Here is a 21295-nt window from a genome sequence, read left to right on the forward strand (position 1 = left end):
TGGATCAAGATCGTAAGGCCGTCACGGATTGATCGTGGGCTCACCGATCTGACGGCCCCAGACGTAGTCGACGAAGATCGGCGAGCCCAGCTCGACATGGTTGTACGGCGCGATCGACAAACCGGTGTCCATCACCAGATACGGCGCAGGCCACAGATCGGCCGTGATCGGCTTCCAACAGCCGGGCTTACCTTCGGGGCCGCCCTTGGCGTTCACCCGCGGCAGGTTGTCCGGATACACGTAGGTGTTGCCCACGCCGATGCTCGACAAGGTCCCCGTGCTTTCGAAGGAATATCCGTTGTCGCCGCCGAACGTCGCATAGAAGGCGGGCGCGACGTCGTGGTAGTTGCGGATGGTGCAGAACAGCTGTCCCTGGTACTTGTCGAACAGCTTCGACGTCGGGATCAGGTCCTGCGCACCGCGCTGCAGATACGGACCGCCGCGCTCGAGGATGTCCGAACCGGTTCCGGCGAAACCGATCGCCGCGACCAGCGCGGCATCGAGGTTGCCGCGCTGGGAGTTGAAGGTGGCGGCACTGCGCGCGGCGTCGCCCAGGCCGTCGAACAGGTCAGGGCCGGCCGCCGCATAGCGTTCGCCGAGATCGGCCAGTGCCGCGATGTCGTGGCGCAGCGCGGGCATGCGCGGGTTCAGATCGTCGAGGATGGTGTTGCCGTCGGCCAGTGACTGGCCGAAGGCGCTGCCCAGCCCACTCAACGCCTGGGCCGTGGCAGACAAGGTCTGGTTCAGCTTGATCGGGTCGACCTGTTCGGTGATCGCGGTGATCGTCTCGAACAACGTGTTGAATTCGGTGGTGACCGCCGTGACGTCGAGCGGGGTCGAGGTCGAAACACGTTGCGGGCTGGGATGTTCCGGTGAGGTGAAGGCCACGTATTTGTTGCCGAACACCGTGGTTGCCTGGATCGAGGTCTGTACGTTGGCCGGGAGTAGGTCCAGATATTTCGGGTTGATGTCGAGATGCACCAGAGCCCGGACCGGATCGGAGTCGGCGTTCACCGAGCCCACCCGCCCGATCGGAACCCCGTTGAAGGTCACCTTCGAACCCGGATCGAGCACCAGCCCCGCGCGCGAGGCCAGCAGTGTCAGCGGGGCACTGGGCTCGAAAGCGCCCCGGAACTGCGCCACGATCAACCCCAGCAGCAGCGCGATGATCGCGAGAAACACTGCACCGGCCAAGCGGTACGGCGGATTTCGGTGATCGGCAGACATTTTGCGAGACTCTATGGCATGGCCGCGCGAGGCAGTGTCGATCCGCAGAAGACCAGGGCGGCGGTTGCCCTCGTGGCCGGCTGGCTGCGCGCACCCACTCATCCGGAGCCCACCCGCACCGAACTGGCCGAGGCGGTCAGGTTGACCGCTCGCACCCTGGCCGCGATGGCACCGGGCGCCAGCGTCGAGGTCCGGGTCCCGCCCTTCGTGGCGGTGCAGTGCATCGAAGGGCCGCGGCACACCCGCGGCAATCCGCCCAACGTCGTGGAAACCGACCCGCGGACCTGGCTGCTGCTGGCCACCGGACTGCTCGATCTCGACGCAGCCGGTTCCGCGGTGCAGATGTCGGGATCGCGGGCGGGTGAAGTGGCGCGGTGGCTGCCGCTGGTGCCGCTGGCAGACCGACCCGACTGACTCATCGGAAGTAGGGATACTCCTGCACCCAGTGGAAACCGCGGTTGCGCAGGGTGAATTGGTCGAGATCCAGGCGGTCCAGCCAGATCGCCACGTCGCGGCCGGACAACGTGCCAGTCAGTTGCAGCTGATCGGAGGTCGGCCGGGATGAGGCGAGCGTGGCCAGGGGTGAGCCGTCCGGCCCCGACACCGTGAGGTTGCTTCCGTCGACCTTGACCGGCGCGTCCACCAATTCGCCGCTCATCCGCTGATAGGTCACGACCTCGGGCAGGTCGAAAACGACTCGCTGCCAACGGTACTGGTCGGTGATCAGGGGCGGTGCCGTCCTGCCGTCGACGTCGAACCGGCTCACCGTCCAGATCCCGTACAACTCGGGTTTGGCGCGGCCACCGCCGTACTCGCTCCAGCTCTGCCATCCGGTCAGGACACAGCCGGCCACCATCCAGATGCCGAGTACGGCCTGGACCCGGGTCGCGATGGTGTTGGCCCGGGCATCGGCGAACAGTTCCGGTTGCGCGGCCGGTTCGGTGTTGCGCTGCAGCACCAGGAAGTCGGCCAGCCGCCGGTACTGCGGCGCCAGCAGAACCAGGCCCATCAACATGAGATGCCCGGACAGAATCTTGACCGGCACGTCGAACGTCATGTTCAGCAGAAAGACCTGGACCATGCTGGCCAGGGCGAGCAGCGCGCCCAGTGTTGCGGTCCGGGGCACGAACAGCAGCAAGCCGGCGAGAACCTCGACCGCACCCAGTGCCATCTCGTACGGATAGGAGCTGCCCACCTGCAGCCACAGCACCGACGCCGGGCTGAATTCGCCGTACGGGCGTAGCAACGCCGCCAGCGGCGGAGCCGGCATCTGCGTCGGGATGAGCTTGGCGAATCCGTAGAACAGCATCTGCCCGGCCACGCACAACCGCACAAACGTCAGGAACCACACCCACAACCTCGAGTAGTCCTGCCGCTGCCGGTCCACCCACGACCACACCGCCGCGCCGACGACCGAGAACACGAGCAGGCAGAAGATCATCACCCAGATCGCGGCCTGGTCCCCGCTGCCCGAGTCCTGATGCAGCACCGCCTCGACGCCGAAGACGTGACGGCCGACCCAGGTCACCACCGGGCCCAGGACGGTCATCTGCCACATCACCGCCCGATCCGGCAGCCAGTGGCCCACGATCCCCAGGAAGGCGAAGGTGATTTGCGCGAACAACAGACAGAACAGGCCGAAGTACAGGAAGCAGAACCGGAATGCGATCTTCGTCACCTCCGGCCAGGGTTGCGGCTGAGCCGGGTCGTCGGAATCGAGGGGATCGGTTGCCGGCTTGTCGGAGAGTTGGCGCGTCACGAAATCCATCCTTGCCGTTGGCATGTAGTGGGTCGATGGGGTTAACCCGACGGTTCCGGCTCCGGCTGATCACACCCCGGCGAACGGGTGGGGGAATGGCGATGGTGGCGCCTGTTGTTGCAAAAGCCGGTGCCAGACCGGCCATTCGATTCTTTTGTTGGCCCGCCTGGACCGTAGACTCGGTTATGTCACCAACCGCCGCCCCGGGAGCAGCCCTATCGTGACTGGTCAGCAACTCGACGAAAACGAACCGCGCGAAGAGTGCGGTGTATTCGGAGTCTGGGCTCCCGGCGAGGACGTCGCCAAGCTCACCTACTACGGCTTGTACGCGCTACAGCACCGTGGCCAGGAAGCTGCGGGCATCGCGGTGTCCGACGGTTCACAGATCCTGGTGTTCAAAGATCTCGGCCTGGTCAGCCAGGTGTTCGACGAGCAGACCCTGGCCGCGATGCCGGGCCACGTCGCCGTCGGGCACTGCCGGTACTCCACCACCGGCTCTACGACCTGGGAGAACGCCCAGCCGGTGTTCCGCAACACGGCTGCCGGAACCGGCGTCGCACTCGGCCACAACGGCAACCTGGTCAACACCGCCGAACTGGCCACGAGGGCCCGCGCCGCCGGACTGATCGACATGACGATCCGGGGGAGCGCCGCCGCTCCAGCGACAACGGACTCCGACATCCTGGGTGCCCTGCTGGCCCACGGCGCCGCCGATGCGACGCTGGAACAGGCCGCCCTCGAGCTACTGCCCACCGTGCGCGGCGCCTTCTGTCTGACCTTCATGGACGAGAACACCCTCTACGCCGCACGCGATCCGCACGGCGTGCGCCCGCTGGCGCTGGGCCGCCTCGACCGGGGTTGGGTGGTGGCCTCCGAGACCGCCGCCCTCGACATCGTGGGCGCTTCCTTCGTCCGCGACATCGAACCCGGTGAACTGCTGGCCATCGACGCCGACGGCGTGCGCTCCACCCGGTTCGCCAACCCTGAACCCAAGGGCTGCGTCTTCGAGTACGTCTACCTGGCCCGCCCCGACAGCACTCTGGTGGGCCGCTCGGTGCACGCCACCCGCGTCGACATCGGCAGGCGGCTGGCTCGCGAGCACCCGATCGATGCCGACCTGGTGATCGGCGTCCCGGAGTCGGGAACGCCCGCAGCGGTCGGTTACGCGCAGGAATCGGGCATCCCGTTCGGGCAGGGCCTGATGAAGAACGCCTACGTGGGGCGCACGTTCATCCAGCCCTCGCAGACCATCCGGCAGCTGGGTATCCGGCTCAAGCTCAACCCGCTGCGGGAGGTGATCCGCGGCAAGCGGCTCATCGTCGTCGACGATTCGATCGTGCGCGGCAACACCCAGCGCGCACTGGTTCGCATGCTGCGGGAGGCCGGAGCGCTGGAGGTCCACGTCCGGATCGCCTCGCCACCGGTGAGATGGCCCTGCTTCTACGGCATCGACTTCGCCACCCCGGCCGAGCTGATCGCCAACGCCGCGCCTGCGGAGCACCAGGGCGAGATGCTCGAGGCCGTCCGGCATGCCATCGGCGCCGACAGCCTGGGTTACATCTCCCAGCAGGGCATGATCGCGGCCACCGAGCAGCCCCCCACCCGGTTGTGTTCGGCCTGCTTCGACGGGAACTACCCGATCGAGTTGCCCGGCGAGACCGCGCTGGGCAAGAACGTCGTCGAGCAGATGCTGGCCACCGCGGCGCGCACCGGTGTCCCACTGCAACCCGACAACGACAACGACAACGCATCGGCACTGCGCAGGCCTTGACGTCTCCGATGTCGTGAGCCCCGACGGCGCCACGGCCTTGAGGTGTCCTTAACGCCTCCTGCGCTGTACCCCCGTAACAGCGGGGCGGTAGCCTTGCTTGCGATGACTAAGGGCGCCGAACAGCACGGCATCGCCGAACACAGCAACATTTCCTATGCTTCGGCCGGAGTGGACATCGAAGCCGGTGACCGCGCCGTCGAACTCTTCAAACCCCTCGCCGCGAAGGCGACCCGTCCGGAGGTCAGGGGTGGCCTGGGCGGCTTTGCCGGGTTGTTCGCCTTGCGGGGCGGATACCGCGAGCCGGTGCTGGCTGCCTCGACCGACGGGGTGGGCACCAAGCTCGCCGTCGCGCAGGCCATGGACAAGCACGACACCGTCGGGCTGGACCTGGTCGCCATGGTGGTCGACGACCTCGTGGTGTGCGGCGCCGAACCGTTGTTCCTGCAGGACTACATCGCCGTCGGCCGCACCGTGCCGGAGCGGGTCAGCGCGATCGTGTCCGGCATCGCCGAGGGCTGTGTCCAGGCCGGCTGCGCGCTGCTGGGCGGTGAGACGGCCGAACATCCCGGCCTGATGGAACCCGACCACTACGACATCTCCGCGACGGGCGTCGGCGTCGTCGAGGCCGACAACGTGCTCGGACCCGACCGCGTCCGCCCCGGCGACGTGATCATCGCCATGAAGTCCAGCGGACTGCACTCCAACGGCTACTCCCTGGCCCGCAAGGTGCTGCTGGAGATCGACCGGATGAACCTGGCCGGCCACGTCGAGGAGTTCGGTCGCACGCTCGGCGAGGAACTGCTGGAGCCGACACGCATCTACGCCAAGGACTGTCTGGCGCTGGCCGCCGAGACCCAGGTCCGCACGTTCTGCCACGTCACCGGTGGCGGCCTGGCGGGCAACCTGGAGCGCGTGGTGCCGCACGGTCTCACCGCAGAACTGGATCGCGGCACGTGGACGCCGGCGCCGGTGTTCCAGATGATCGCCCAGCGCGGACGCATCGAGCGTGCCGAGATGGAGAAGACGTTCAACATGGGTGTCGGGATGGTCGCGGTCGTGGCCCCTGAGGACACCGATCGCGCGCTGGCCATTCTGACCGCACGTCACCTGGACTGCTGGACGCTGGGAACCGTGAAGAAGGGCGGCAAGGACAGTGTGCGCGCCCAACTGGTTGGACAGCATCCGCGGTTCTAGGCATTAGACAAGGTCGCGCTGATAAGCGACGTGCGCTATCAGCGCGACCTGTGTCTAGGTTCTACAACGGAGTTGTCGACGGCTCAGCGCCGCCAGTCATCCTCGCCCGACCAGTCTTCGGCGTCGTCATTCGCGTCACCGGAATCGGGAGATCCCGACAGCTCACGTTGGAGCTGACTGAAGTCGGTATTCGGCGAGCTGTACTTCAGGTCACGTGCAACCTTGGTCTGCTTTGCCTTCGCCCGGCCGCGGCCCATGGGGGACCCCCTCGCGCAATAACGGAGCGGCCCAATAGCTAGGCGGCTCCGATCTGTGTGTCTTTATTGTCCTGCCAACACTTTACCGTGCCCGTTCGAGAAGTGCTGTCAGGCCCTGCCTCACATCGAGTGGCCGGGGCCCGGCTGCCCTGCGTCGTTGCACGGCTGGGCGACCGTCACCAGGTTCGCCGAAGGGGCGATGAGACGGTCGTCACGTCGTCGTTGACCGGGTGAGTTTACGTGCTGGTGAGCAGTTTCACGGCCTAACGGCCCCGGAGTCGGTCGACTGCCGCGCGGCCCGCCCCGGCGGTGGCGTCGGCCTCCGGCATGGAATCGGGGTCGATCACGGCCGGTGCCTGCGCCTGCTCCCCGGCGACCAGCTCGGTGTCCGCCGGTATTCCCCGCTTGACCAGGGCCAATGCGATCGGGCCCTCGTCAGCGTGCTCGACGACCGTGCCGATGCGGCCGACATTGCGGCCGCCCGCGGTCACTACATCGCCGGTGACCGGGCGGTCCGAGGAACCGTCGAGCTGCAGGATCACCAACATCCGGGGTGGTTTGCCCAGGTTGTGCACGCGGGCGACGGTCTCCTGGCCGCGGTAGCAGCCCTTGTCCAGGTGCACGGCCCCGACGCCGGGTCCGCCGATCCAACCGACCTCGTGCGGGATGGTCCGCTCGTCGGTGTCGACGCCGAGCCGCGGCCGTGCGGTCGCCACCCGGTGTGCCTCATAGGCCCACACCCCGGCCGGCCGGACCCCGGCATCGGCGAGCAGCCGGGTGTACTCGGCGACCGCCTCTCGCGGCACCACCAGGTCCAGTTCGATTCCGGGGGCGGGCAGCCGGCGCAGGAAACCGCCGCCGGGCAGCGCCACCGCTGTCGACTCCTGCGGCAGCTCCTTGACACCCACGGCCTTGAGTACCTTCTCGTCGGCCAACCCGGGCCCCAGCAGTGACAACACCGCCAGGTCGGCCGGCTCGATCTGCACGTCGGCCCAGAACACCATCTTGCGCAGGTAGGCCAGCAGCGGCTCGCCCCGCCACGGCTCGGTGTCCAGATAGGTGGTGCCCGCGAGCTCGGTCTGGATCCAGTGATCTTCGACACGGCCCTGCAGATCCAGGCTCAGGTTTTCGGTGACCGCACCGTCCGGCAATGCGCTGACGTGCTGGCTGGAGATGCTGTGCAGCCACGTCTGCCGGTCCTTACCGGTCAGTGTGAGGACCGGCCGGTGCGACCGATCCACCAGGACCGCGGCGCTTGCCGCTGCGCGCTGTTCACCGAGCGGATCACCGTAATGCCAGACGGCGCCGGCGTCGGGACCTGCCTCGGGCGCCGGAACCGCTGACGGAAGTGCAGTCATAGCCCAACTGTACGTTTGTCGCTCTTCGCCCAAGCTGCTCGCAGGCGCAAACTACGCTGGGACCCCATGGCGAGCCCACCAGCCGTGCTGGTCACCCTTGACGGGCAGATCCACGACCCCAACGCCCCGCTGCTGCACGCCGACGACCTGGCCGCGGTGCGCGGCGACGGGGTCTTCGAGACGCTGCTGGTGCGTGACGGCAGGCCGTGCCTCCTGGAGCCGCACCTGGCCCGACTGTCCCAATCCGCCAAGATGTTGGATCTGCCCGTTCCGGATCTGGACGCCTGGCGGGCGGCGGTGGCGCTGGCGACCGAGTGCTGGATCGCCGACCACGACGACGACGGCGTACTGCGCCTGGTCTACAGCCGAGGGCGCGAAAGCGGTGGCCCGGCGACCGCGTTCGTCACCATCGGTGCCCTGGCCGATCGGGTGGCCGGCGTGCGGCGCGACGGCTTGGCGGCGATCACCCTGGACCGCGGGTTGCCGCTGGGTGCCGGCGACATGCCGTGGCTGGCCGCGGGTGCCAAGACCCTGTCCTACGCGGTGAACATGGCCGCGCTGCGGCACGCCGAACGTCAGGGCGCCGGCGACGTGATCTTCGTGAGCTCAGACGGCTATCTGCTGGAAGGTCCTCGGTCGACCGTTGTCATCGCGACCGAGGACAACGATGGCCAGCCCCTGCTGCTCACCCCGCCGCCCTGGTATCCGATCCTGCGCGGCACCACCCAGCAGGCACTGTTCGAGGTGGCCCGCAACAAGGGTTACGACTGCGACTTCCGTGCCCTCAAGCCTGCGGACCTGCTTACCGCACAAGGGGTTTGGCTGATCTCCAGCATCACCCTCGCAGCTCGGGTGCACACTTTGGACGGCCGACCGCTGCCCGATGCTCCACTGGCCGCCGACATCTCCGGCCTGGTAGACGCGGCGATTCTCAGTGACCGCTGAGCTGTGCGTAAATCGCTTGTCGGCGTGAGCGGACGGGGGTAGCTTCGTGATCACACAGGGAAGGAGGTGGTCCGACAAATTGAGTGACTTATGGACATGTGAGGTGGCTGCCCGCTAGCAGCGCCGGGGATATTGCCTGCGCGCGCTGGCGAATTCCCCGCAGCCACCCGGCCCCCGAGCCCCTCGGTCTGTCCAACCAGGTACCAAGGCTCGGGGGCCGCCCCATATCTGGGGGCGGCTGAAACCGGTACCGCGGTGGCGCGAACTAGCTAGGGCCGGGCGCCAGCGTCGAACATGCCTTGACGGCCTGCTGCCAGGTCTGTTGGTCGACACCGTCCGGTGGCCCGGCGACCGGGCCAGGCGCAACGGGCACGCCGTGCTCGGACAAGCAGTGCGCGTAGTTGCCGTGCTCGGCTGGCGGCTCGGTGGGAGCCGGTTGTGGCCCCTCTGACGAACACGCTCCGAGAATCGCTGCCGCGGCAAGCAGACCTGCCGCGATGATCGGCCGGCGCATCAGCCGACGTACCGGGACAGTCGGGCCGACAGGTGCGGCACCAGGCCTCCGTCGGCGTCTACACGTTCTTCCACGTAGCCCAAATCCCCGCCTTCGACGATGCCGTACAACCGTTTGGCGCCCCCCACCAGCAGCCCGGACTTGCTGCGGGCCAGTGCATCGGTGACCAGTTCCCAGGAGGCCTGCGTCAGGGGCTTGCCGTAGAAAAGTTCGACGTAGCCGGCCGAATGGGCCAGCAGCAGTTCGATGGCCTGTGATTCGTCGCGGCCGGCGGGATCCTCGGGATCGGTCACGAATCGCCAGTAGCCGGTCTCACGCAGGCCAGGAGAGTCGTACTCACCCGATTCGTTCAGTCGCCACGACCGGGAGTCCCAGTTCAGGTAGTCGCCGCCGTCATGGGAAACGATGATCTGCTGGCCGAACCGGTAGTCGCCGTGGGTGTCGCGACCTTCGCCTTCACCGCGCCAGACGCCGACCAACGGCAACAGTGCCAGCAGTGCGTCGTTCAGTTCGACGCCGTCGCGCAGATTGGCGGTATCGGCGGGAACCGGGAGGTCATCGAAGACCGGAATGTTACGGGCGGCCGTGGCCTTGGCCCGTTCAGCGGCGGCCGCTATGGCTCGGTCACCTGAGCCGGGCTCACGGACGGAGGCCTCGGCTGGAATGTCTCGGTCGGAGGTCACGACTCGTCAGTGACGAGGCGGTACAGCGCGTACAACGCGAACCACGTGATCACCACGACGGCCGCGACGAGCATTATCTCGAAGAAGAGCACCACGGGAGTGAGTCTAGTTCCTTGTCGAAGGTGTCGGCGCCCCGGGTCGGGACGCCCCTATACACGTCGAACGTGGGCTTGTGTGCGAGATACGTGCAAATCCTCGTACACAAGCCCACGTTCGAGCGGGATCAAGCGATCAAGCGACCTTGACGTCGACCTCGTGGATACCTGCGCCCGTCGGGGCCACGCTGGCGTCGCCGTTGCCCGCGGGGGACAGGGCGCGCAGCGTCCAGGTGCCCGGAGCGGCGAAGAACCGGAAGTCACCGGTGGCCGACGCGACGACCTCAGCGGTGAACTCGTCGCTGGAGTCCAGCAGGCGCACGAAGGCGCCGCCGACCGCCTGGCCGGAGCCGTCCACCACACGACCGGTGATGACGGTTTCCTTCTCCAGGTCGACGCCGGCGGGCAACGTCAGTCCTTGCTTCGGTGCAGAGCACATATCAACTTCCCAACTCGATCGGGGCGCCCACCAGGGAGCCGTATTCCGTCCAACTGCCGTCGTAGTTCTTGACGTTCTGGTGTCCCAGCAGTTCCTGAAGCACGAACCAGGTGTGCGAGGAACGCTCACCGATCCGGCAGTAGGCGATGGTCTCCTTCTCGCCGTCGAGACCGGCCGCGGCGTAGAGCTTGGCCAGGTCCTCGTCGGACTTGAAGGTGCCGTCCTCGTTGGCTGCCTTGCTCCACGGAACGTTGATGGCGCCGGGGATATGCCCGGGCCGCTGGCTCTGCTCCTGCGGCAGGTGCGCCGGCGCCAGGATCTTGCCGGAGAACTCGTCAGGCGAACGCACGTCGACCAGGTTCTTCTCGCCGATCGCGGCGATGACGTCGTCGCGGTAGGCCCGGATGTTGTTGTCCAGGGGCAGGGCGGCGTACGACGTAGAGGCACGGTGGGGCGCCTCTTTCACCAGCGGCCGGGCGTCGAGCTCCCAGCGCTTGCGGCCGCCGTCGAGCAGCTTGACGTCGTTGTGGCCGTACAGCTTGAAGTACCAGTACGCGTAGGCCGCGAACCAGTTGTTGTTGCCGCCGTACAGGATCACCGTGTCGTCGTTGCTGATGCCCTTGTCGGACAACAGCTTCGAGAACTGCTGCTGATCGACGAAGTCACGCTTGACGGCGTCCTGCAGATCGTCTTTCCAGTCCAGTTTGACGGCGCCGGGGATGTGGCCCTCGTCGTCGTAGGCGCTGGTGTTCTCGTCGACCTCGACGAACACCACGCCAGGGGTATCGAGGTTGTTCCCGGCCCATTCGGTCGAGACCAGGACGTCGGAACGTGCCATGTACGAATTCCTTTCGATTGCTTCAGATTTGAGTTGTCAGGTGGGCGTCATGCAGGACTGGGGACGTGACGGAACCGCGCCACCAGCGGGTAGATCTGGCAGCCCAGGCAGATGCCGAAGGCGGCGTTGAGAAAGGCTGCCACCAACGCGAAAGCGGTGGCGGTCAGGCCGAGTGCGGTGATGCCGAAGGTGAACCCCGCGGTACCCACGACCGCGAACGCGAAGCCGACCAACTGGGCGAACTTCAGTGGCGGAACCGGCTCGCGTTCGGTGACCGGTGCCAGGCGCGGCGCGATGAACGTGGCGAACAGCCGGCCGTAGGGATGCTTGCGCGGGCCGCCGGCCGCGCCGATCGCGAACACCACCGCCTGTGCGCCCAGCAGCGCCGCGGCCGCGGGCTCACTCACCCCGGCGAAGAGCAGCGTGCCGATCAGGACCGCGGTGGTGACCCAGGCCGCGAACCGCGGCCCCCGCACGTCCACCTGAGCAGGCTGAACACCAGCGGTGGGGCGGGTTGATGTCGAAGACATGGAACGAACTCCTGTTGTTGTCGAAGGTCCGGTTGTGTGCAGGCTCAGGGCACAAGGCCCGAGCGGGCGCGCGAAAGCGCGCGGCTGCGCTCAACAGCAACAACAACAGCAGCAACCCGCGACGCGGCACAGATCGACTGCGCGGCGCTTGGTGAGCACAAGCTCAAGGCGGGCTGACACGACCGACAGCTTACCCAATAACCGTCGGGTCAGGCCAACAGTGGCTCCAGCGCCGAGCGCAGGTCAGCGGCCTTGGGAACCCCACTGGTGCGGTATCGGGGCCGCCCGTCCCGGTCGAAGATGATGGTCGTGGGCAAGGACAGGACCGAAAGCCGCCTGGCGGCTTCGGGATTGGTGTCCATGTCGATTTCGATGTGGGCAACCTCGGGCAGCTCGGCGCAGACCTGGTCGACGACGCGTCGTACCCCGGCGCAGGGCCCGCACCATTCGGCTGTGAAGTGCAGCACCGTCGGGCCGGTGTCGGACAAGCCCAGGTCGCTGGTGTCGATGTCGGCGGCTTCCTTGCCCGCCCTGATGAGGCCGGCCCGCAGCGTGATGAGGCGACCGACCACGTAGGCCACCCCGAGGGCGGCGATCAGCACCACGATCGCCAGCACCATCGAAGAGCTCATGACTGTCTGAAACCCGCCAGGTCGATTGTTACTCCCGAGGCGATGCCCTCGATGATCACGTCCGAGCCCCGGGCGCCCGCGGTGGTCGGGGCGATGCCGAACGGCAGCTTCTGCCCGGTGATGGTGTGGCTGAACTCGGCCAGCACCGCCGCGGTCTTCTCGTCGGGTACGGGCTCGTCGGCGGTTCCTGGGCCGGTCAAGATCCCGGTCGCGGTCAGCACCAGGGTGGTGTCGTCCAGGTCGGCGAAGGACAGGTCCACCGAGACGCTGACCCGCTTGTTCAGTCCCGACCCCTTCGGGGTCCCGGTGAAGACCAGCCCCTGACTGCTGGAGATGCCGGACTCGGTGGTGCCCCCGGTGGCGTCGTTGGTCTCCCGCGCCGGAGCCTCCACCAGAAGGTCGTCGATGCCCATGAACCGGCCGATGTGCGTGGAGTCGATGATGATGCGGCTCTCGGCCTTCTTGACCGGCAGTTTCGCGTCCGGCGGGATCAGCCACGACGAGCCGCTGATATCGATGCCGTGCAGGGTGGCCTCGAGCGAGGCTCTGCCGACCACGGGGTGGTCGACGCCGGCGGCACGGATCTCGATCTCTCTGTAACGGTGGTTGCGGACCTGGGTCAGGAACGGGAAACCCAAGATCGCGACCCACGGATCCCAGCTGAGGTCGGCCGCGCTGCGTACGTTGCGGGCCAGTCGGTACTCGGCGTAGATCGCCGAACCGAAATCCGTGCCGACGACGCCGACGACAAGCGCGGTCACGGTCGCGGTGAGCCCGATCAGCAGTTTGCGCACCGGCACATTGTCGCCCACGTCCATCGGATGGAAGCGTTCGGCGCGGCTGATCAGCAGGTGAGGCGTTATCGTTAGAACACAAAGGGCCGGTAACGGCTACATGTCAGTCATGAATCCGACCGTGTGGACATCGGGGTCCGGGCGATCGCAGGAAGTGATTGCCCGGCGCGCCGGAGGACCCCGTTGGATCTACTGCTACTGACCGTCGACCCGCATCCGGAGTCGGTGCTGCCCTCCCTGACGCTGCTGGCACACACGGTGCGCACGGCGCCGACCGAGGTGTCGTCGCTGCTGGAGGCGGGCAGTGCCGATGTGGCGATCGTCGACGCGCGGACCGATCTCGCGGCCGCTCGCGGTCTGTGCCGACTGCTGGGAACGACGGGCACCTCGGTCCCGGTCGTCGCGGTGATCAACGAGGGCGGGTTGGTCGCGGTGAACCACGAATGGGGCCTGGACGAGATCCTGCTGCCCAGCACCGGCCCGGCCGAGATCGACGCCCGGCTGCGGCTCCTGGTCGGCCGGCGTGGTGGGGGTGCCAGTCAGGAGAACGCCGGCAAGATCACCCTGGGTGAGCTCGCGATCGACGAGGGCACCTACACGGCTCGACTGCGTGGACGTCCCCTCGATCTCACCTACAAGGAGTTCGAGCTGCTCAAGTACCTCGCGCAGCACGCCGGACGGGTCTTCACCCGCGCGCAGCTGCTGCAGGAGGTCTGGGGCTACGACTTCTTCGGCGGCACCCGCACCGTGGATGTGCACGTCCGTCGTCTCCGCGCCAAGCTCGGCCCCGAGTACGAAGCGCTGATCGGCACCGTCCGCAACGTCGGGTACAAGGCGGTACGCCCGTCGCGCGGCCGCACCCCCGCAGGCGGGGCAGCCGGGGCCGGAGAAGCGGCCCCCGACGACGATCACGGCGACGACGACTTCGAGCCGGCGACGGACGATGCGGACGAGCCGCTCGCCGGGCGGTTGCCCAGCCAGTGACCGAACTCGACTGGCGTACCGGGCTGTCAGATGCCGACCAGGCTCGGATCCAGGAACTCATCGGCGCAGCCACCGCGGTCGACGGCGTGGCCCCGGTCGGCGATCAGGTGTTGCGCGAGCTCGGCCTCGACCGGACCCGTCACCTGCTGGCGACCGACGGGACAAAACTCGTTGGGTACCTGAACCTGGCCCTGGCCGGCGCCGACGACCCGGCGATGGCCGAACTGGTGGTGGATCCGGACGCCCGACGGCGCGGTATCGGTGCGGCGCTGGCCCGTGCCGGGCTCGCCGAGGGCGGGGCCGGCACCCGCATCTGGGCACACGGCAACCTCGAGGCGGCCCGCGCCCTGGCGGCCACGCTCGACCTCAAGGTGGCTCGCGAACTGCTGCAGATGCGTCGCCCGCTGAGCGACCTGCCGCCGCTGCGCACCGCCGAGGGCGTCCGGATCAGTACCTATGCCGGTCCCCAGGACGACGCCGAGATCCTGCGGGTCAACAACGCTGCCTTCTCCTGGCATCCCGAACAGGGCGGCTGGACCGAACAGGAGATCGCCGAACGGCGCAGCGAGCCGTGGTTCGACCCCGACGGTCTGTTCGAGGCGTTCGACGAGCGCAGCGGCGCACTGCTGGGCTTCCACTGGACGAAAGTGCACGACGAGGGTCTCGGCGAGGTCTACGTCGTCGGCGTCGACCCCGCCGCGCAGGGCAGAGGCCTGGGCTCGGTACTCACCCTGCTCGGTCTGCACCACCTCGCCGAGCGGTCCCTGCGGACGGTGCTACTTTACGTCGAGGCAGATAACTCGGCGGCCGTGGCGACCTACCGAAACTTGGGTTTCGAGGTGTTCGGTGTCGACGCGGCGTATGCCGCCGGTTAACCCGTTTAGCTGTGAACACGCTGAACCTATTCACTGCTGATTCACCTGTTGTCCGCGAGCCGTCCACTGCGGCCGAATACGTTGCCGGAGAGTTCGAAGCCGTCAACTGAAAGTGGGACAAGTGAAGCTCATGAGCATTGGCAAGCCGTTCGGTGTCGCGCTTTCCGCGACGGCGATCGCGGCACTCACGCTGACCGCCTGTGGCAGCGACAACAACGCTGCAGGAACCAGCTCCTCGGCCGCGGGCAGCACCTCGGCGTCGTCGGCCGAGTGCGGCGGCAAGAACGCTCTGACGGGCGAGGGCTCGACGGCGCAGCAGAACGCCATTGCTGAGTTCAACAAGGTCTGGGGCCAGGTCTGCTCCGGGAAGAACCTGTCGTACAACCCGACCGGTTCGGGCGCAGGCGTGGATCAGTTCATCGCCAAGCAGGTCGACTTCGCGGGCTCCGACTCGGCGCTCAAGGACGATCAGGTCGCCAAGGCCGCCGAGCGCTGCGGCGGCAACGAGGCCTGGAACCTGCCGCTGGTGTTCGGCCCGGTCGCGCTGGCCTACAACGTCGAAGGCGTCGACAAGCTCGTGGTGAACCCCGACGTGCTCGCCAAGATCTTCCAGGGCCAGATCAAGAAGTGGAACGATCCGGCGGTGGCCGCGCTGAACGCCGGCACCACCCTGCCCGACCTGGACATCAAGCCGATCTACCGGTCGGATTCCTCGGGCACCACCGACAACTTCCAGAAGTACCTGGCCGCCGCCGCTCCGCAGACCTGGACCAAGGGCGCGGGCAAGGAGTTCCAGGGCGGTGCCGGCGAGGGTGCGCAGAAGTCCTCCGGCGTCGTGCAGGCCGTCCAGGCCACCCCCGGCTCGATCGGCTACGTCGAGAAGAGCCCGGCCGCCGCCGCCGGCCTGCCCTACGCCCAGATCGACAGTGGCGCCGGTGCGGTCGCGCTGGACGACCAGTCGACCACCAAGGCCGTCGGCGCCGCCACCTTCAAGGGTGAAGGCAAGGACCTCGTGCTCGACCTGAACGCGCTGTACGCCTCCAAGGAAGCCGGTGTCTACCCGCTGGTGCTGGCCACCTACGAGATCGTTTGCTCCAAGGGCTACGACGCCGAGACCGCGGCGGCCGTGAAGTCCTTCCTCACCGTGGCCGCTAACGAGGGCCAGGCCAGCCTGTCGCAGGCCGGATACATCGCGCTGCCCGACGAGTTCAAGCAGCGCCTGCTGACCTCGGTCGAGGCCATCGCTTAGTAGCCGGACTGGCTTTAGAGGACGGATTTGGGCGAGGATGGATTTACCAACCGCATGACAACCAGGGGCCCCGACGGGACGACAGTGACAACGCCGAATCCAGCTGATTCGGGGTCGGGGGAGACGCTCGCCTCCCCCCACCCCGAGCCGGCGCCTATATCCACCAATCCGTCCAAGGGAGCCAAGGTTCGCCTTGGCGACCGAATTTTCCGTGGCCTCGCCGAAGGTTCGGGCATCCTGATCGTTGCGTTGATCGCGGCGATCGGGGTGTTCCTGCTCTGGCGCGCGGTTCCGGCGCTGGTCCGTAACGAGGAGAACTTCTTCCTCTACGGCGGCAACTGGATCACCACCGACACCTCCGCGATGCACTTCGGCATCTTCGACCTGCTGCAGGTGACGGTCTTCGTCTCCCTGTTCGCCCTGGTGCTGGCGATGCCGGTGGCCCTGGGCATCGCGATCTACCTGACCCAGTACTCGTCGCGACGGCTGGCGGGTCCGCTGGCCTATCTGGTGGACCTGCTGGCCGCGGTGCCCTCGATCGTCTACGGCGTCTGGGGCCTGTACGTACTGGCGCCGGCGATCAAACCCTTTGCCGTGTGGCTCAATACGAACTTGGACTGGCTGTTTCTGTTCAAGACGGGCAACGCCTCGGTGGCCGGTGGCGGCACCATCTTCACCGCAGGCATCGTGCTGGCGGTGATGATCCTGCCGATCATCACCGCGGTGACTCGCGAGGTGTTCACCCAGACCCCGCGCGGCCAGATCGAGGCCGCGCTGGCGCTCGGCGCCACCCGCTGGGAAGTGGTGCGCACGACGGTGCTGCCATTCGGGTTGTCCGGCTACGTCAGTGGCGCGATGCTCGGTCTGGGTCGCGCGCTCGGTGAGACCATTGCGCTCTTGATCATCCTGCGCGGCACCCAGACCGCGTTCAGTTGGTCGCTGTTCGACGGCGGCTACACCTTCGCAAGCAAGATCGCCGCCACTGCAAGCGAATTCAACGATCAGTACAAGGCGGGCGCCTACATTGCCGCCGGCCTGGTGCTGTTCATCCTCACCTTCGTGGTGAACTCGCTGGCCCGCGCTGCGGTGTCCGGGAAGGGGCGCTCGTGACCTCCACGCTTGAGCGGCCGGTCAAGGCGCCTGTGTTCCAGGGCGTGAGTCTGCGCCGCAAGCTGACCAACCACGTCGCCACGGTGCTGGTGACCCTGTCGTTGCTCGTCGCCCTGGTGCCTCTGGCCTGGGTGCTGTACTCGGTGATCGTCCGCGGCTGGAGCGCATTGACCTCAGCCACGTGGTTCACCAACTCCCAGGCCGGGATGACGACGTTCACCGCAGGCGGCGGCGCCTACCACGCGATCGTCGGCACCCTGCTGCAAGGCATCGTGTGTTCGCTGATCTCCATTCCGATCGGCGTGATGGTGGGCGTGTACCTGGTCGAGTACGGCGGAGGTACCCGCCTGGGCAAGGTCACCACGTTCATGGTGGACATCCTCACCGGTGTGCCCTCGATCGTCGCCGCACTGTTCATCTACGCGTTGTGGGTGGCCACGTTGGGATTCGGCCGATCCGGGTTCGCGGTGTCACTGTCGTTGGTGCTGTTGATGATTCCGGTTATCGTGCGGGCCACCGAGGAGATGCTGCGCATCGTCCCGATGGATCTGCGCGAGGCGAGTTATGCGCTGGGCGTGCCGAAATGGAAGACCATCGTCCGCATCGTGATCCCGACGGCGTTGTCGGGCATCGTCACCGGGGTCATGCTGTCACTGGCCCGGGTGATGGGTGAGACCGCGCCGCTGCTGATCCTCGTCGGCTATGCGCAGGCGATGAACTTCGACATGTTCGGCGGGTTCATGGGATCGCTGCCGGGCATGATGTACGACCAGATCTCGGCGGGGGCAGGCGCCAATCCGGTGCCCACCGACCGGCTGTGGGGTGCGGCGCTGACGCTGATCCTGCTGATCGCATTGCTCAACGTCGGCGCTCGCGCGGTTGCCAAACTCTTTTCCCCCAAGAAGGTGTAGGAAATATCCATGGCCAAGCGGCTGGATCTCAAGGACGTCAACATCTATTACGGCGCGTTCCATGCGGTTGCCGAGGTTTCGCTGTCGGTGCAGCCGCGCAGCGTGATGGCTTTCATCGGCCCGTCGGGCTGCGGTAAGTCGACGGTGCTGCGGACGCTGAACCGGATGCACGAGGTGATCCCCGGCGCCCGCGTCGAGGGCTCGGTGCTGCTCGACGGTGAGGACATCTACGGCGCCGGGGTGGATCCGGTGGGCGTGCGCAAGACCATCGGCATGGTGTTCCAGCGTCCGAACCCGTTCCCCACCATGTCGATTCGTGACAACGTGGTGGCCGGTCTGAAGCTGCAGGGCGTGCGCAACAAGAAGACCCTGGACGAGGTGGCGGAGCGCTCTCTGCGCGGCGCGAACCTGTGGAATGAGGTCAAGGACCGCCTCGACAAGCCCGGCGGCGGCCTCTCCGGTGGTCAGCAGCAGCGGTTGTGCATCGCCCGCGCGATCGCGGTCCAGCCCGATGTCCTGCTGATGGATGAGCCATGCTCGGCTCTCGACCCGATCTCGACGCTGGCCATCGAGGACCTGATCTCCACGCTCAAGCAGGATTTCACGATCGTCATCGTCACTCACAACATGCAGCAGGCCGCCCGGGTGAGCGATCAGACCGCGTTCTTCAACCTCGAGGCCACCGGTAAGCCCGGCAAGCTGATCGAGATCGACGACACCGAGAAGATCTTCTCCAACCCCACCCAGAAGGCCACCGAGGACTACATCTCGGGCCGCTTCGGCTGAGTTTTTTCCGCGAGCAGACGCGCAGGTGCCGTGTTTCCAAAGAAACCGGGTACCTGCGCGTCCGCTCGCGATCCGAAATCAGGGCGTCAGCACCACCCGGGTTCCCGACGGTTCGCCGGCGTCCCACACCCTGGCGACGTCGGCCAATGCCCTTGGCTGGGTGCGTAATTCGAGCCGGCCGTCGGCGACCATCTGAAACAACTCCGGCAGCGCCTCGGTACGGGCCTTGATCAGGACCTCGGGCGGGACACTGCCGATGCCGACCCCGCTCAGGGTGATCCCGGTGCCGCGCAGCACCCCGGCGTCCAGGGGCAGCGTCGGCCCCGCCATCGACCCGATCTGCACGAACCGGGTCGGGTGGTAGTGCGCGGCCGGATGGCTGCCGGCCAGGGCAGTGAGCACCTCCGCGGCGGGCTCACCCCACAGGTAGTCGAGCACCGCGTCGAACGGGCGCTCGGCGTACATCTGAGCGACCACGGCACCCAGGTCCTGCTCGCCCATGGCGATGGTCGCGTGCGCCCCGGCTGACCGCAGCCAGGCCAGGCGCTCGGTGTTGCGTCCGGCCGCCACCACGGTCCCGGCGCCGAACATGGCGGTGGCCAATTGCACTGCCATCGAACCGGTTACGCCGGTGGCGCCCAGCACCAGCACGTGATCGCCGGGCTTGACGGCCGCGGCGTGCGCCAGTGCGGTCCAGGCCGAGATACCCGGGTTGGGCAGGGCGGCGGCAGTCACGGAGTCGACGTGCTCGGGGATCTCGACGCCACCGTCCGGGTGGACCGGCGCGCGCTGCGCCATCATGCCGGAGGGCCCCAGCGCCCCGGTGTAGATCCGACGGCCGTCGGCGAGTCGGACCACGCCGTCGACGCCGGGAATGGCCGGGAGTCGAATCTCCTTGCTGGCGTAGTGCTTTCCTGACACCAGGGCTCGGGTCAGGTTGGTCAGGGCCGACGCCTCGACCTCGGCCACCTCGGCGCCATCGTGCGGTTCGGGTTCGGGGACCTCGGTGTAGACGGGGCGTCGGCCCCACTCGGTGACCAGGGCAGCCAACATGGCGACTCCTTTGGTTTCTGTAGATATGGTTTCTATGGAAACAATCTACGCACCGCGGCGGTGGGTGGCAAGATAGTTTCCGTGAAAACCAAACTCGAGCTGGTCGACGCCATCACGGCACTGGTGGCCACCGTGGGCGATCGGCTCGGTAACGACGGGGACGGCGACGCGGAGCGTGACTTCATGGCCGCCCGATGCCCGCAGCACCTGGAGCAGGCGGTGCGGACGCTACCGACGTCGTCGATGCACCTGCTGGCCGAGGTCTCCGAGGGGCCGGTCAGCGTGGTCGGGTTGGCGGCGCGCTCGGGCCGGCTCAAGGGCACGGTGTCCAAGCACGTACAGCGGCTGGTCGAGGCCGGCCTCGTGGCACGCACGCCGGTACCGGGTAACCGCAAGGAGATCGAACTGGGTCTGACCGCCGACGGTGAACTCCTCGCCGACGTGCACAGGCAACTGCATGACGAGATGAACCGTGGGACGCGCGAGTTCCTGCTGCGCTACAGCGGCGCTGAACTGCAGGTATTGACGAAGATCCTGGGGGACCTGGCCGGGGCGCACAAGGACGGGGTCCGCCTTGTGCCGCCCACCGACCGGTCCTGAGTTCTACTTCGAGGAGACGGAGTCGTCTTCCGGGTAGGAGCCGGTGACCTGGAAGATGACCCGACGGGCCACCTCGACGGCGTGATCGGCGAAGCGCTCGTAGAAGCGGCTCAGCAACGTCACGTCGACGGCAGCGGTCACGCCGTGCTTCCACTCCCGGTCCATCAGCACGGAGAACAGGTGGCGATGCAGGTCGTCCATCGCATCGTCTTCCTCCTGGATCCGCGCGGCCTTCTCCGGATCCTGGGTGAGCAGCACCTCACGGGCAGCGTGCCCCAATTCGACCGCCACCCGGCCCATCTCGGCGAAGTAGCCGTTCACTTCCTCCGGCAGCACGTGCTGCGGGTGGCGCCGGCGCGCGATCTTGGCCACATGCAGCGCCAGCGCGCCCATCCGGTCCACGTCGGCGACGATCTGAATCGAACCCACCACCGAGCGCAGATCACCGGCAACCGGTGCCTGCAGCGCGAGCAACACGAACGCAGACTCTTCGGCCTGGGTGCTCAGCGTGCTCATCTGGTCGTGATCGCTGATCACCTGTTCGGCAAGTGCCAGATCGGCCTGCAGCAGCGCCTGGGTGGCGCGCTCCATCGCGGTACCCGCCAACTCGCACATGGCTCCGAGTTGGTCCGTGAGTGAATGTAGCTGCTCGTGGTATTGGGTACGCATGCTGCAAGATTAGGCGGTCAGC

At 67.1% G+C, this 21295-nt stretch carries 25 protein-coding genes; 11 read left to right on the forward strand and 14 right to left on the reverse strand.

Annotation, left to right across the window (positions count from 1 at the left end; all coding sequences use genetic code 11):
- Nucleotides 1–21: 21 nt before the first annotated feature.
- Nucleotides 22–1227, reverse strand: coding sequence for an MCE family protein (locus AB0876_RS01820; protein WP_491837328.1), 1206 nt, complete (start codon nt 1225–1227; stop codon nt 22–24).
- An 18-nt stretch (nt 1228–1245) separates the two neighbouring features.
- Here AB0876_RS01820 and AB0876_RS01825 point away from each other — a divergent pair, with 18 nt between their 5' ends.
- Nucleotides 1246–1641 carry a sterol carrier family protein gene (locus AB0876_RS01825; RefSeq protein ID WP_526041027.1) on the forward strand — a complete coding sequence of 132 codons (396 nt, stop codon included), beginning with the start codon at nt 1246–1248 and terminating at the stop codon, nt 1639–1641.
- 1 nt (nt 1642) lies between these two features.
- Here AB0876_RS01825 and AB0876_RS01830 read toward each other — a convergent pair whose 3' ends face one another.
- Nucleotides 1643–2995, reverse strand: coding sequence for a DoxX family protein (locus tag AB0876_RS01830; protein WP_526041028.1), 1353 nt, complete (start codon nt 2993–2995; stop codon nt 1643–1645).
- A gap of 211 nt (nt 2996–3206) precedes the next feature.
- Between AB0876_RS01830 and purF the strand changes: the two genes are divergently transcribed.
- Nucleotides 3207–4757: an amidophosphoribosyltransferase gene (purF, locus tag AB0876_RS01835; protein ID WP_491837331.1), complete on the forward strand. Its 1551-nt coding sequence runs from the start codon at nt 3207–3209 to the stop codon at nt 4755–4757.
- A gap of 102 nt (nt 4758–4859) precedes the next feature.
- Nucleotides 4860–5951, forward strand: coding sequence for a phosphoribosylformylglycinamidine cyclo-ligase (purM, locus tag AB0876_RS01840; protein WP_055117713.1), 1092 nt, complete (start codon nt 4860–4862; stop codon nt 5949–5951).
- Nucleotides 5952–6034: 83 nt separating this feature from the next.
- Here the strand turns inward: purM and AB0876_RS01845 are convergent, their stop codons facing one another.
- Together AB0876_RS01845 and ygfZ are read right to left on the reverse strand one after the other, a co-directional pair.
- On the reverse strand, nt 6035–6208 hold the full coding sequence (locus AB0876_RS01845; RefSeq protein WP_082449106.1) for a DUF3073 domain-containing protein: 174 nt from the start codon (nt 6206–6208) through the stop codon (nt 6035–6037).
- 263 nt (nt 6209–6471) lie between these two features.
- Nucleotides 6472–7566 (reverse strand): CAF17-like 4Fe-4S cluster assembly/insertion protein YgfZ, encoded by a 1095-nt coding sequence (ygfZ, locus tag AB0876_RS01850; RefSeq protein WP_526041029.1) that lies wholly within the window; start codon nt 7564–7566, stop codon nt 6472–6474.
- 66 nt (nt 7567–7632) lie between these two features.
- Between ygfZ and AB0876_RS01855 the strand changes: the two genes are divergently transcribed.
- Nucleotides 7633–8511: an aminodeoxychorismate lyase gene (locus AB0876_RS01855; protein WP_491837333.1), complete on the forward strand. Its 879-nt coding sequence runs from the start codon at nt 7633–7635 to the stop codon at nt 8509–8511.
- A 265-nt stretch (nt 8512–8776) separates the two neighbouring features.
- On the opposite strand, the gene AB0876_RS01860 is transcribed toward AB0876_RS01855, so the two are convergent.
- The 8 genes from AB0876_RS01860 to lmeA all read right to left on the reverse strand — a co-directional run bounded on the left by AB0876_RS01860 (nt 8777) and on the right by lmeA (nt 13054).
- Nucleotides 8777–9025 (reverse strand): hypothetical protein, encoded by a 249-nt coding sequence (locus AB0876_RS01860; RefSeq protein WP_491837334.1) that lies wholly within the window; start codon nt 9023–9025, stop codon nt 8777–8779.
- Nucleotides 9025–9708: a heme-binding beta-barrel domain-containing protein gene (locus AB0876_RS01865; RefSeq protein WP_491837335.1), complete on the reverse strand. Its 684-nt coding sequence runs from the start codon at nt 9706–9708 to the stop codon at nt 9025–9027. The genes AB0876_RS01860 and AB0876_RS01865 overlap by 1 nt, the downstream gene beginning before the upstream one ends.
- 231 nt (nt 9709–9939) lie before the next feature.
- Nucleotides 9940–10242 carry a DUF1416 domain-containing protein gene (locus AB0876_RS01870; RefSeq protein ID WP_003884652.1) on the reverse strand — a complete coding sequence of 101 codons (303 nt, stop codon included), beginning with the start codon at nt 10240–10242 and terminating at the stop codon, nt 9940–9942.
- Between the two features lies 1 nt (nt 10243).
- The gene (locus tag AB0876_RS01875; RefSeq protein WP_491837336.1) at nt 10244–11080 is read right to left on the reverse strand and encodes a sulfurtransferase; all 837 of its coding nucleotides are present in this window, start codon (nt 11078–11080) and stop codon (nt 10244–10246) included.
- 47 nt (nt 11081–11127) lie between these two features.
- Complete coding sequence (locus AB0876_RS01880) at nt 11128–11610, reverse strand: DUF4395 family protein (RefSeq protein WP_526041030.1); 483 nt, start codon at nt 11608–11610, stop codon at nt 11128–11130.
- A gap of 90 nt (nt 11611–11700) precedes the next feature.
- A complete protein-coding gene (locus tag AB0876_RS01885) occupies nt 11701–11790 on the reverse strand; it encodes an Ms5788A family Cys-rich leader peptide (protein WP_350222965.1) in 90 nt (29 codons plus the stop codon).
- A 29-nt stretch (nt 11791–11819) separates the two neighbouring features.
- Nucleotides 11820–12242: a thioredoxin family protein gene (locus tag AB0876_RS01890; RefSeq protein WP_526041031.1), complete on the reverse strand. Its 423-nt coding sequence runs from the start codon at nt 12240–12242 to the stop codon at nt 11820–11822.
- On the reverse strand, nt 12239–13054 hold the full coding sequence (gene lmeA, locus AB0876_RS01895; protein ID WP_526041461.1) for a mannan chain length control protein LmeA: 816 nt from the start codon (nt 13052–13054) through the stop codon (nt 12239–12241). The genes AB0876_RS01890 and lmeA overlap by 4 nt, the downstream gene beginning before the upstream one ends.
- 165 nt (nt 13055–13219) lie before the next feature.
- Between lmeA and AB0876_RS01900 the strand changes: the two genes are divergently transcribed.
- From AB0876_RS01900 to pstB, 6 genes are all read left to right on the forward strand, one after another.
- On the forward strand, nt 13220–14020 hold the full coding sequence (locus AB0876_RS01900; RefSeq protein ID WP_526041032.1) for a winged helix-turn-helix transcriptional regulator: 801 nt from the start codon (nt 13220–13222) through the stop codon (nt 14018–14020).
- Nucleotides 14017–14895 (forward strand): mycothiol synthase, encoded by an 879-nt coding sequence (mshD, locus tag AB0876_RS01905; RefSeq protein ID WP_526041033.1) that lies wholly within the window; start codon nt 14017–14019, stop codon nt 14893–14895. The genes AB0876_RS01900 and mshD overlap by 4 nt, the downstream gene beginning before the upstream one ends.
- Nucleotides 14896–15016: 121 nt before the next feature.
- Complete coding sequence (gene pstS / locus AB0876_RS01910; protein WP_491837341.1) at nt 15017–16144, forward strand: phosphate ABC transporter substrate-binding protein PstS; 1128 nt, start codon at nt 15017–15019, stop codon at nt 16142–16144.
- Between the two features lie 54 nt (nt 16145–16198).
- Complete coding sequence (gene pstC / locus AB0876_RS01915; RefSeq protein ID WP_491837342.1) at nt 16199–17254, forward strand: phosphate ABC transporter permease subunit PstC; 1056 nt, start codon at nt 16199–16201, stop codon at nt 17252–17254.
- Nucleotides 17251–18165 carry a phosphate ABC transporter permease PstA gene (gene pstA / locus AB0876_RS01920; RefSeq protein ID WP_491837343.1) on the forward strand — a complete coding sequence of 305 codons (915 nt, stop codon included), beginning with the start codon at nt 17251–17253 and terminating at the stop codon, nt 18163–18165. Before pstC ends, pstA begins: the two co-directional genes overlap by 4 nt.
- Before the next feature lie 9 nt (nt 18166–18174).
- Nucleotides 18175–18951 carry a phosphate ABC transporter ATP-binding protein PstB gene (gene pstB / locus AB0876_RS01925; RefSeq protein ID WP_055117691.1) on the forward strand — a complete coding sequence of 259 codons (777 nt, stop codon included), beginning with the start codon at nt 18175–18177 and terminating at the stop codon, nt 18949–18951.
- Between the two features lie 78 nt (nt 18952–19029).
- Here pstB and AB0876_RS01930 read toward each other — a convergent pair whose 3' ends face one another.
- Nucleotides 19030–20004 (reverse strand): quinone oxidoreductase family protein, encoded by a 975-nt coding sequence (locus AB0876_RS01930; RefSeq protein WP_526041034.1) that lies wholly within the window; start codon nt 20002–20004, stop codon nt 19030–19032.
- 81 nt (nt 20005–20085) lie between these two features.
- On the opposite strand from AB0876_RS01930, the gene AB0876_RS01935 reads away from it, so the two are divergent.
- Nucleotides 20086–20604: a MarR family winged helix-turn-helix transcriptional regulator gene (locus tag AB0876_RS01935; protein ID WP_526041035.1), complete on the forward strand. Its 519-nt coding sequence runs from the start codon at nt 20086–20088 to the stop codon at nt 20602–20604.
- Between the two features lie 3 nt (nt 20605–20607).
- Here the strand turns inward: AB0876_RS01935 and phoU are convergent, their stop codons facing one another.
- Complete coding sequence (gene phoU / locus AB0876_RS01940; RefSeq protein ID WP_064884804.1) at nt 20608–21273, reverse strand: phosphate signaling complex protein PhoU; 666 nt, start codon at nt 21271–21273, stop codon at nt 20608–20610.
- Nucleotides 21274–21295 lie beyond the last annotated feature (22 nt).

The sequence above is a fragment of the Mycobacterium sp. NPDC049093 genome, from assembly GCF_040704635.1.
Classification (GTDB): Bacteria; Actinomycetota; Actinomycetes; order Mycobacteriales; family Mycobacteriaceae; genus Mycobacterium.